2 protein-coding genes are annotated in these 12,516 nt (G+C 43.1%); one reads left to right on the top strand and one right to left on the bottom strand.

From position 1 onward, the window contains the following. Position 1 precedes the first annotated feature (1 nt). Positions 2-223, bottom strand: a complete 222-nt coding sequence (locus KR100_RS08200) for a hypothetical protein (protein WP_038544715.1) — start codon at positions 221-223, stop codon at positions 2-4. Positions 224-565: 342 nt separating this feature from the next. Here KR100_RS08200 and KR100_RS08190 point away from each other — a divergent pair, with 342 nt between their 5' ends. Further along, on the top strand, positions 566-11,995 hold the full coding sequence (locus tag KR100_RS08190; RefSeq protein ID WP_162176502.1) for a hypothetical protein: 11,430 nt from the start codon (positions 566-568) through the stop codon (positions 11,993-11,995). Positions 11,996-12,516: the final 521 nt, after the last annotated feature.

The raw sequence follows: 12,516 nt of genomic DNA, 5'->3' as shown, positions 1-12,516 counted from the left end.
CTCATCCCAATGGACGGATCACCGCAATCTGGTGACGACTGACAAGAAACAACTGTCCGCCGCGGGCTGGCTCAACGGCCAGAAATTCAGGGTCTTGCCAGACCAGGCGGCCTTCGATGCGATCGAGCCCCACCACATCCAAACTCAATGTGACCTGATCACGAATCCAGCTCTGCAGCAAACGGATGCCAGGCAGACTTGGATCAAGAGGTTGTTGGCTCATGGAGCACTGCAACTATTGCGCATAACTAAACACTAGTTCGATCATTCTTAAAGAGCTCGCTGGAATCTCTGATGGCATGAGTTGAAATCATGACTCTCTATAACGTTGGATTGTACTGAAACTTAAAAGCTATTAATTGATGTTGTCGTTAATGATGGATTAAATTTCGGATCGATTGGTTGTACTTGCTCAATGCCTAGCCTTGTGACAGAGAATGTAAGATTTAAAACAATAAAAGCCAATAGAAGTATAAAATATTGCGTAAATTAGGTTAATGTGTAGCATTTAATACCCTTTGGGGGAAAGTCAGGTCTAACTTTAGATGTCTTTATAATCGAGTGAATGACCGTTTTTATAAGGTATGAGACTGGCCATGCTTATCGTTTTGTCAACACAAGTGTTAGAAGAAAAGACGCTAGAAATTCTGCTCGTAATGAGGGAGATAAACCGAGAACGGGATACCTAGCTGCCATTAACGATAGAGCTGAAAACAATTACTTGGCAGACCGTAATGATCGACTCAGATGGCTCGGTGGATGGGAGCGAGAAAATACGCGTTATGACCCTAATTCACGATGGTACTGGGAGTATAATGGCCTCAACGGAAGAAAAGATGGACCTCTCTTTAGAGAAAATGGCAGAAATATACTCTTTAACAACTGGAAAAGAGGAGAACCGAATAATTGGCCAAATGGTGAACGCGCGGAACAAGCTCTGGTCATGGATAGTCGTGGGCGTTGGCTTGATAACCGTCACACTGATAGAAGGGGTTATATTGTTGAATATGGACGGCCGGGTGCGGAAGTACACTTAAATTCACTTGATAGTGACCAAACTGATTGGTATACTGCCAAATTTAGTTTCAAATTAGATCAAGCAGTCCCAAACTCACTACGTGACCAGACTGAGATCGCAGGAATCAATCCGGGATTAAGTTCGCCAACATTAAAAAACGTTGGTGTACCCGTACCCACACAAAATCTAGTCATACCAAACACAAACTCTCTTAAAAGTAAAAGAATCCGTTTGAATGGAGCTGATAAGTCAGCAAACTTCACAATCAGAACCGAAGGAGACGCAACATATAAAACGGACACAACACAGCCTTTTCATGCTGTCAGTTTAAACATCGAATACCTGTCTTCTGACGATGAAATTCCTTTTTCAACATCTAATATTGCCAATCGTAGCAAACTCGTATATTTAGCAGACCAAAGACCTCAGCTATCAACCGGTCAAGGCGCAAAGCAAACCATTACCCAATTTGCAGGTAAGAGAATTACTCAAGATGTAGATAAGAAACAGAAAGATAAAGAGAAAGTGTCCGAAGTGGTTTATTTTGATACCGATGGAATCCATGAAAGTAGTACAAACGGCTTGCGGTCCATGTTGGGCCTCGAATCTTTCAACGGCCTACATAGCAAATGGAAGACATATGTTCGCATTCCATCAGATGGTGTGTATGAATTCAGTGTCAATTCTAAAGACGCAACTCTCATAACAGAATATGAACAATCAAGTACAATAAAAGATGATGCCATAAATGACAATAATAGCCCTGCGATAAGCACTAAAAATCAACACATTTTCCATCTGAAACAAGGTGATGTTGTTAAAGTGAAGTTGAACTATAAGACAAATGAAGTCCCGAATGTTGCACTTAAATGGAAGAAAATTGAAACAGACGACTCAGTTCTCAATGACCAAGACATTCTGACCAAGCTAAATGCTGTTAGCTCATCAATTGTTCCAGGAGCTGATCTATTTCTATCGGAGAGGGCGGCACGAAATCCAATTATTCGTGAAGACGATTCAGTGGGAACTCCAATCGAAATATATTCAACACAACCAGTAAGCAATGATATCGAGATCCGATCGAAAACCTCTCATAACGTAAAGAGGCAGGCACATACACCATTTGCTACACGCCAATTAAGAGACAACTCAATTAATGGCGATGATTTTCGCCTTCAAACCACTGATCAGTCAGAAGATAATACAATAGGGGTCAGCTCTGCTCCGCCAAGCGTTGGTATCCCATCAAACAATAGCGAGGCAAGAAGGGATCTGAAATTCAAACAAAAAAATGGCTTGTGGACTGATTCGAGTCTGTATATCTATCCGTTGAAGGATAAATTTGCCGAAGACACAGAAAAAATTGGATACACTATTATCAAGGATAAAGAGCAATATCGTGTTGACAACGCATCAGGGACGTTTAATTACGAACTAGCAGATTCTGGTACCTTAGAGCTGTCCCTAAAGGATGTGATTCACACCGTTGAGGGGCAAGGAAATACACCGGGTTGCTTTATTGTTCAGCCACAAGCACAGACAAATAATACTTCAGATGAAAATTCTAACAATTCCACCTTGCGTTTCAAATATAGTATTGATGGAAGTCGTGCTAGTTCGGCAAAATTAAATCGTGATTATCTAGCCCCTCTAATGATAGAAACATTGGGTGAAGGCTCATCAAGCCCCAGTCCAATCGTTGATGCATCCAATCAGAATCAGAATACTTGCATTTTTATCACACCATTGAAGGAATCGATTGATGACGATACAGCGTATAAAACTGTGGATGTAAAAATTGAGCAGAACGTTATAACTGATAATACGGGTTTTAAGTTTCGATGGTTCAACATAAAAGCTAGTCAAGATACGGCCCAGATGAAAATCTACAACGATCAACAGGATGGCAAACAGCTTCTACTTTTAAATCCACTGACGGGGTTGCTGCAAAATCATCAAGCTATTAACGCCATCATTGATGATCAAACCGGGAATGCCAAATTAGATTTTGTTCTGATGTTAGCAAGGAAGCCTAAAAAGAACCAAACTGTGAATGTCAATCTAACGTTAGATGGCAAATCCAAAGACCTTGTCTTCAACAGTCAAAACTGGGATCAATTTCAACCTGTTGTCTTTGGAAATGTTAACTCTGAGGAGATCAGCAAACTCAACATATTAACAAGCACCTCCAGGTCAACAAATACTGGCCGTACAGGTGCGTTGTTAAGGCCCATGGATGACGAAACTACGGCAGGCACGTCCGAGACAGATCAGTCATCAGTTCTCGACGCGTCGGATCAAGCAAGCACAAGTACTGCAGACGATGGAGGAGATGACGATCGTCCAACAACAAGTCTCACCGTTAAAAACGGATTCAACGGATTAGGACTCAGCATTGATGTGATTCCTGTGCATGAGGTCCCGCCGATTGTTATCACACAAAACAGAAGCGGTAAACGCCATCTCGATGTAGTTCGTGGAACACTCGATGCTCGTGGTAATCAATCTGCGAGTTTTGATGTACGTCTTGGCGAAAAACCCATTAACGATGTCAATATTGAGGTCTTCAAAATCACCGCTGATGACAACCCGGAGACTGCTACTCTTGTAAAAACAATCACTGTACCCAAGCAAGATTGGAATAAAAATAAACGGATCACCATTGAAAGCATTGAGTCCGGCCATTTAAACGATTTCCAACTGGTGATCGAAGGAAGTGATGAACAACAATTGTTGTCAGTAGCGCCCTACGACTTTGAAGGTTATATCGACATCAATATTAAAGAGGGCGCAGATGCTCAAGAAAAACTTCCTACGCTCAGATTGTCTTCACAGGATGGTAAGCCAGGTAGTAATTCTCGAGCTGGATTTGAGTTTAAATTAAGCAAATTAGCAACAAAGGATATTGTTGTTCCGGTCAGTCTCACAGACGTCAACAATAGCGGATCTAACAACTTTCCATCTGAAGTAACTGTCTTTGCAGGCACATCGTCCGCATTTCTACCCGTTGAAGTCGATACTGATGATCAGATTTCTGGTGTACGAAGATTTGATCTGGAAGTCCATCGTAACGAAACGAGTGACTTCTCAATTCGGCGTTCACGCCGCAAATCGTCTTTGAGAATTGAGCAGAACCTTGAGCCATCAATTTTAATCGCAGTCGACAATCAATCCGGCGGTGTTAAGCAACAACCAATTGGCAATTTCAATATAGCGGTCGAAGACGTACTTGTGCGGGAGGGTAGTACAACTGAATTTGAAATCACGCTCAATTCAAGGCCAAGTGATGATGTCACAGTCCAACTTAATGTTGATCAAATCGCATCCGACGGTCGACTACGCTTTGATCGCAAAAACGTTGTTATTACACCGGATAATTATGATCAGTGGAAAAAAATCTCCGTTGCTGGAGAAGTCGATGGAATATTCAGAGAAGATCGTACAATCAATGCTGATCTTATCGCTACAAGCAATGATCAAAAATATAATAATTTAACTCGCCAATTAAATTTTAAGCATATCAACGTCGATCCTAGTGTTGATGAGCCTGTCAATGATGGTGCTGTTGTCGAAGAATCTCGGAATGACGATACGCCATTAGTTTTTATTCAGGGCGGACGCTCAACCATTGTTGAAGGTGGACAACCTCGCCAATATAAAGTCCGACTGACCGAAAAGGCCCATGACGATGTGTTGGTAAGAATTGATATTGTTGCTGATGATCAATCAACATTTCGTCAGGACGATTTCATATTTAGTTCCGCTACCCAACAACTTGGCCTAACGCGAAGTATTAGGAAGCAGAATGGTATAGAGCAGAAGGACACCATCAATGATTTTTCAGAGCTTTTTAGGGATATTGACAAAAACGATTCAATTGAAGTTGATGGTTTTGTAGAGATACCAACGAGTGGATCTTACACATTTAAGCTAGAAAATTTTGGCAATAATTTTAACTTACAGATTGATGGACAGTCTGTAGAGATGCTGGGAAGTGGGGCAGCCAATTCAAGCTTGGGGCATTTTTCAGCACCAATTCAATTAAGACAGGGACTCCTTCCGATTGCTTTTACAAGTACTCAACAACGAGGCGTTAAGCAAGCAACAACAAAACTATCTTGGAATAACGAAGACCAACAAGTGGTTGGCAGCACACCGACGTTTGGAGAGTTTACGCCTGAGCAGATTCTTCAGTATCCCTTTAATCACGTTGTGATTCCAAAGGGAGATGATAAGGCAACGTTTTCGCTTGCTCCACGCACTGATGATGAGACAGTCCAAGCAGATCAACGTTTTTCTCTCTTCCCGACGGTTACCGATAGTAATATCGAGGAAATTTTCTTTAAGTTTGTAGAAGTTAATGCTGACGATAATTTATTTGATGTGTCTGTTGTAGGACGTAGAAATCAAAATATCTCAAGACTTTTCAATGAGGGTGATCAAATGACCCTTTTTGATGACGACAATCCTGTTTATAGTTTTGAATTTTTAGATGACGTCAATATCAGCAATTCTTCAGGTGTTGCAAGGGCAAGAGGTGAGTTATCTCGTTTTGATGACGACGATCGTTCTGAGATCTCAGCCTCAGAATTCAATCGTTTACCTGAACTGTTGGGTCAAGAGACCAGTACTGAGATACAGGCGGAAGATCGAGAGGTAGGACTTACCTTAAATACGTTAACGCCAGACCGTTCCAGTTCAGTTCGATTGGCGCGAGAAAAGAACGATGACGAATTTTTCAGGACTGAAATTACGCTGAATCGGACAAATATTCGGCGCGGCGTTTTCCTTGAAAAAGGAACCCGGTTGGATTTTCAACTTGATGAAGACGGTCAACCCTTTCAGCTGGCCCTCGATGAGGATATACGTCTTCGCTCTGGCCAAACGCGCACCGTCCGGACAAGGCTCGTTCGTGGACTACAGGATATTGATTTAGAAGATATTCAATGTGCCAATAATTTAGTATATAATTTTGAACCAAGACCTGCGAATCGAATTACAATTAAAGACAATCAGAAAGCCCAGATTAACTACAACAATAGTACGGAGAACAATCGCCAATCGAAGGCTTTATCCGATCAGGGAGATCGCAAAGCTGCTAAAGATCTTAAGGGGCAGACAGCAATTAATGTAGTTGAAGGAGACTCAACCAATGGTTTTGATATCACTTTAGATACCAAGCCGTCGGCGAACGTTTATATGAGTTTTGAGGCCGCTTGCTCAGACCTGACCATCAGCAGTGTTACCGATGATGATATCGATGAATTTACAACACTTGTTTTCACACCAGATAATTGGGATCAACCACAGAGCCTTTTAATCGAAGCCTTAGACGATGACATTGTGAATGGAGATCGGGTTTGCAATGTGTTTAGCCGAATTGTTAGCAATGACCCCGTTTATGACGAACGTGGAGAGAATACATCAACAGCCCGAAACATACCCTATCAATCATACAAAATAATAGACAACGACAATCCTGTTATCAATATAGAATTATCTCAAATAAGTCTTGGACTTAACGCTAATGAATTTATTGATATCAGTCTTGATGCTCAACCGGAAAATGATGTTGACATTACATTCAATTCCAGCGACCAATTGTATTTAAATGGAAATCCAGTTGGTGTCGGCCAAACATTAACATTTACGCCTGAGAATTACGATGTTTCTCAAATTCTTGAAGTCAAAGCCTTTGACGATGCACTCTATGAAGGAGACTCCACAGAATTTATTGATATACAAACAAGTTCAGATGATGCAGATTTTGATGGCTTAAATGTGGAGTCGATTGAGGTCAATTTAATTGATGACGACGAGCCTACAGCCTCTATAGAGGCTGTGCTCGATGCCACCGAGCACCAGGAACCAGGTGTCTTCGCCATCACTCTTGATGCTCCTCTACCGAATAAGCCTGGGGACCAGGATCTTGCGGTGAACTATCAAGTTTCAAGTGTCAGGATTGATCCGTCCACTCAGGAATTGCTGGGACCAAATCTCACTGATGCAGATTTACGGCAACTCATTGCACAATCACCGACAACAACTACCCAGAGCCTGAAGATTGGACGTGGCGATTCAAAATCTACAAGTTTTGCTGTACCCATCGACAATCTGATTGATCAGGAACAAGATAATTTAATTGTGATTCAGCTTCTTGATGGTGATGGATATCAAGTTGATCAAAACCATCAACAAGCAACTGTCAAATTTATTGATAACGATGAGGCCGGAATCGTTGTCATGACATCCGGCACCCCCAGGGTTCAGGAAAATGGAGGTCAGTCGGAGTTTCTTCTTGCCCTTGCGACCCAGCCAACGTCAGACGTTACTGTTGATTTGCTTGAGGCGCCAATAGCCAATCGATTCCAATTAGGACGTGGACGTGGTGATGTACTTCATTCGGTAACGTTTACACCTTCAGATTGGAATACTGCACAAGTACTTAAGTTTAGTGCCCGTAACGATAAACTCATAGAGGATAATTTAAATTCAAATTCAAAACGGAATGACCCCACTGAATTTGTCATTCTTGATGATGATGGTAATCCTCGAAGTTCAACTGATCCAAGTCGCACGCTTGATCGTTCGGATCTGGCTTTTACAGGCATCCACCCAGCCAATCTGAAATTCAACTTTAGAAGTGACGATTCAAATTACAATTCTGGTAGCCAAAATCAGCTTGATGATTCAAATCATTTTGTATTTACTGAACAAGCTGTCGAAGTTGTTGATTTTATGCTGCCACGTGAAACAGCAGATGTGTTTCATTCCTCATTTGATACGCTTCAAGAATCCCTTGATAACCTTTCGTTCCCAATCTTCGGCAGTCTTGCTGGTCGTATCAATAATCCGATGCAACAGTTTGGTGAAAGACTGCTGCGATCAATTAAAGATGAATTGATTTTAACTCCTTTGAGGGTTGAAAAAATCGTTCAAGATGAAATCAGATCTCTAATCGTATCTGGGATGGGAGATGCTCAATCATTGCTTGGCGATGTAGATATCCCGATTACTGTCGTACAAGAAAATGATGATATTCGCATTGACGTAGGTTTTGGTGATGATTACTCGCTACTGAGTGTTCCATTACCTCTCGACTTCGGCATTCCTGGTTTCAATTTTCAAAGTCGAGGCTCTGTTGACGCGAGCTTTGATTACGAGAGCCAGTTGTCGATTGTTTTCCCCAGTTCAGCCGGACCATACATTGATACCACTCCAGACAAGACCAGTGTCAATGCAACGCTAACAACACAGTTGAGTCAGGAATCAGATTCGTCAGAGGCATTCAAGTTAACTGGAGGCCTTGGATTTATGCAGTTGGACGCAGTGAATCAGCCCACTGTGAATCCCAATGTGACGATCGGCGATTCGATGGTTGATGGTACTCAACTTACGGCCAGTTTTGATTTGGATCTTAACCATCAGAATGGAATGGGAAATGATGGTCAACTGTCGTTAAATGAGATGATTCGAGGTGATCAGCCTCTTGTTGATGCTTTTCAATATCAGTTTTCAGGTGATGCTGCCATGTCCTTTGGCGTCACAACAAGTGTCAATGGTTCAGCTGCTATTCCATCTTTAAAATTTGATCTGAGTTCTGGTTTTGAGATCTTTAACTATAACAACTTAGATGACAGCAGCGATTCGGACGATGATGAGAGTAAGGAGACAGATATCTACTTTGACAATATTCGGCTTGATCTTGGAACGTTTATCACCAATATGGCACGCCCAATCGTTAACCAGGTTGATGAACTATTAAAACCAATCTATCCCGTAAATGACGCTTTAAATGGTGATACTTTCATTTTCGGGCGTATGGGTCTGACTGACCAATTTGATAGGAATAGTGATGGGCAGGTATCGCCAATCGAGCTTGCAGTTGTCTTCGCCGATTTCATGAGTCAATCGTCTCCCAATAATCGGAGGGCGCGAAATCTTCTACGTGGCCTTGAAGCCACTGAACTATTCCTCAATACGATGAATTCGGTGATAGGTTTGGTTCGTGATCTTCGTAGCGTGAGTGAATCAGAGAATTTTTATGTAGATTTTGGAGATTATAAACTTAGCGATTTTCGTGCGGACGACGCAGATGCTGTCATACCAGATGCGAAAGATAGTCCGTCAGATGACATCAATTTAAACACTGACACGCAAGAGCAGGCGCAACGTGGCGGTACTCCAGACGATCAGAATGATTCGTCGGACTCAGAACCGGATTCAGGTAGTTCGACGTTCGGCAATATCATGAATCGATTGGATCAACTTGGCTTCAATATTCCCTTGCTGGACGACCCATTTACTGCGGTCAATCTTTTACTCGATCGACCTGTTGATTTATTCACCTGGACGATGCCCGATATGGCGATGGAGGCAGGAGTTGAACAGAGCTTTCCGATCTGGGGCCCTCTTCAGGGGCTGATCCGTGGCGGGCTCACTGCTGATGCAGCCTTTGGATTTGGATATGACACCCACGGACTGCGTGAATGGGCGAATTCATCATTTGATCTGAATCAGGCGCACCGAGCATTTGACGGCTTCTATGTTTCCGATCGCAACAGTGACGATCAGGATATTGATGAATTTGGTTTGACAGCCAATATGAACATAGGACCGATGTTAAGTACGTTCGTTGCTGATGTCGCTGTCACTGGTGGGTTAGAAGCAGGCGCATCTCTTGACTTGTTGGATGTCGGTGAAATTGCTGGCACTGATGATGGACGAATAAGGACTCATGAAATTCAGGAACGTATTCATAACCCTTTGGAGTTGTTTGAGTTCACCGGCGGTTTGTCTGCCACTGTGGATTTCCTGGTCAGGGTCTTCACGGCAACAGTGTATGAATCACGATTAGCAACTGTTCCATTGTTCGAATTTGCAATCGGTGGCTCCAGTGGCGTTAGTGCCCAAGTTCTCAATGGTCCACCTACAGATAGTTCCAATGGCATTACATATTTGGATCAAGATGGTGATTATCAGTATGAAGATGATGTGGACAAGAAATTTAATGATTTATACCTTTCAACAAGTGATGGTGCGGATTTTCGCGACGTTTACAGTAACGAAAATGCAGAACTTACAGCTGTCGCTCTCGGTTACAAATTTGCCGATGGACGCCAGAAATTCCCCTTCATTGCTGAGTTTAAACCTGATCATTTAGACGAGCCTCTAACCATTTCGCCTCTATCAACGTTTTCTGCGTTTTTCCATGCCATGCCAGCAATCTTTGGCATTGATAAAAAGATTGACATTACTCAGCGTAATTATATTGACCAATTAAAGCTCAAACCGTCAAGTCTTGATGATCAACGTCTTGTTGCCAGCAATGCATTCCTGACACAGCTCGGCGGTGAAATGATCAATCTTTTGGATCGTCGTGTCGATGGATTCTTTGGAGATAATTTTAACAAGCAGCGCATTGAGGTTATCGAACTACTCGGACGTGCTCTAAAAGCTCATTATCAATCCAATCCTGGCACGTTTTCCTCATCTGATTTCCGTAAAGCCATCGCAGCGATGTCTGTTGAGGATCTTGAATCCATCACCGACGCCGAGATTAAATTCACTGTCGGCGAAGAGACGATTGATCAATTGTCAGACTTTGCAGCTGATCAGCACGCTGCATATCGTTCATTCCTTGAGAACACAGGCAAATCTTCCTCCTTCAAGGATTTAAAAACTGAATACTTCAAAGCGTTTAACAAGGAGATGATCTCAAAATTGTCTACTGCCGCATCGAAACAGTCTGACAACAACGTGTCAGACGCTCAGATGCGGGCCCTCGAACAGTTCGGTGTTGACGAGGATTCTCTCGCCGCATTCAGTGACTATGTCAATGATTTGGGGCAGGACGCCAAGACATCACGTTCCAAACAAGGCCCTGCTGATGAGGGTCGCCCTACTCATTCACAGCGTCCATCCTCTCAAACGGTGGATCGCGATCTTTTCAATTCCCGAGCCAACACGGCAGCAACTGCTTCGTTCCCAGAGTCGATCACATTAAGCGCGTCTGGTCCTGGTCGTTCTCAAACGACAACCAATGCCAAGAGAATTTTGAATGATTTTGATGTCACTGACAGTCGAGAGCATTATCCGACGATACGCCGCTTCTTTAATTCTCTTGATCCCGATTCGAACGTTTATGTGCAGTCTCTGAATTTCTCAGGCGTCAAAGATGATGATGCTTTGATCAATATCGATCTGTCCAGCGATGACCCGGAGACCACTGTCTCCGCACTGTTGATCGACACAGGTTCTGTGGATAACGAACGTCCTCGCTTGGTCGGAGACCATATTGATCTTCTCCTCATTGACGGCACAACTCGTTTCCGTGCCTCAGACCAGAACAATCGAATCTCCGGCGATGGCTTTGAGCAGCGGATTGTTGCCGGCAAAGGTGACGATCACGTTCTTGCTGGCTCCGGTGCCGATCGTGTTCGTGGAAACCAGGGTAATGACATCCTTCATGGCAATGGCGGCTCTGATCGTTTGATGGGTGGCCGTCAAGCCGATTTCCTTCGCGGCGGTCGTGCCTCCGACCGGCTCCATGGAGGTCGGCAAAATGATCAACTCCAGGGCGACGGGGGTTCCGACAGGCTTTTCGGGAACAGTGGTGACGACCGTCTCACAGGTGGTCGTCAGGAGGACCGGTTGTTTGGAGGTGGAGGCGTTGACCGTTTGTTTGGCGGCCCCGACAATGATTATCTGGACGGTGGCCGTCGGCATGATCAACTGTCGGGGGGGACCGGGAGCGATGTGTTTGCTTTGTCGAGAGGGCGGGATGTGATCACCGACTTCGACCTGTCTCAAGGAGACACGTTGGTTTTGGATCCAATTCGCTTCAAGGAATCCCTTGAACTGGAGCAAATCTGTCAAGACCTATTGCTGCGCACTGACGATGGGTTGAACACGTTGATTGCCGATATGAATCTCAACACATTCAAGGAGTTCTATCCTGTTTATCAGACTGATTGATATTTATATTGTTTTTGTTGACAATTGATCGATTATTTTATGAGTTGACCTTTGGATTGCATTGCAACCATTGAGCAAAGGTTTATTGTAGATGTATATTCAGACTGTCATGTTGATAGATTTATAAAACTGTCAATGGAATGGCATTTTTGTTGTCACAAACTTGAGTGAACTGATGATCACTCCTCCAACACTGAGCTCGGCGGTTTCATTGGGTCAATGTGCATTTGAAGTATTATTTAGTAATGCATACTTGATGTATCTATGGGTATTGTCCATGCTTATTCTTTCAGTAACAGATTTTTGGTTGTCCAGTTTTATCAGTTGATACAATTTGCCGGCCAGATGGACATCACCAAATTCCAACTGGACCATTCAATGACGTCTCTCTCTCATTTGATCGTCTTCATCATCTCTTGAACTGATTGAAGCGTTATCTTTGAGATATCTTTTACACATTGATCATGCGATTTGTTCAATTATTGTCTGCACTGACCAGACAGCACAGTCATCAACATGGG

Origin of the sequence: Synechococcus sp. KORDI-100 (genome assembly GCF_000737535.1) — a bacterium.
Classification (GTDB): domain Bacteria; phylum Cyanobacteriota; class Cyanobacteriia; order PCC-6307; family Cyanobiaceae; genus Parasynechococcus.
Note: the sequence above shows the minus strand (reverse complement) of the source record. Positions and strands in the feature narration are given on the sequence as shown.

Excerpts from the sequence above, each read along its gene's own strand:
- KR100_RS08200 (WP_038544715.1), bottom strand. The coding sequence starts at position 223 with ATGAGCCAACAACCTCTTGATCCAAGTCTGCCTGGCATCCGTTTGCTG.
- KR100_RS08190 (WP_162176502.1), top strand. The coding sequence starts at position 566 with ATGACCGTTTTTATAAGGTATGAGACTGGCCATGCTTATCGTTTTGTC.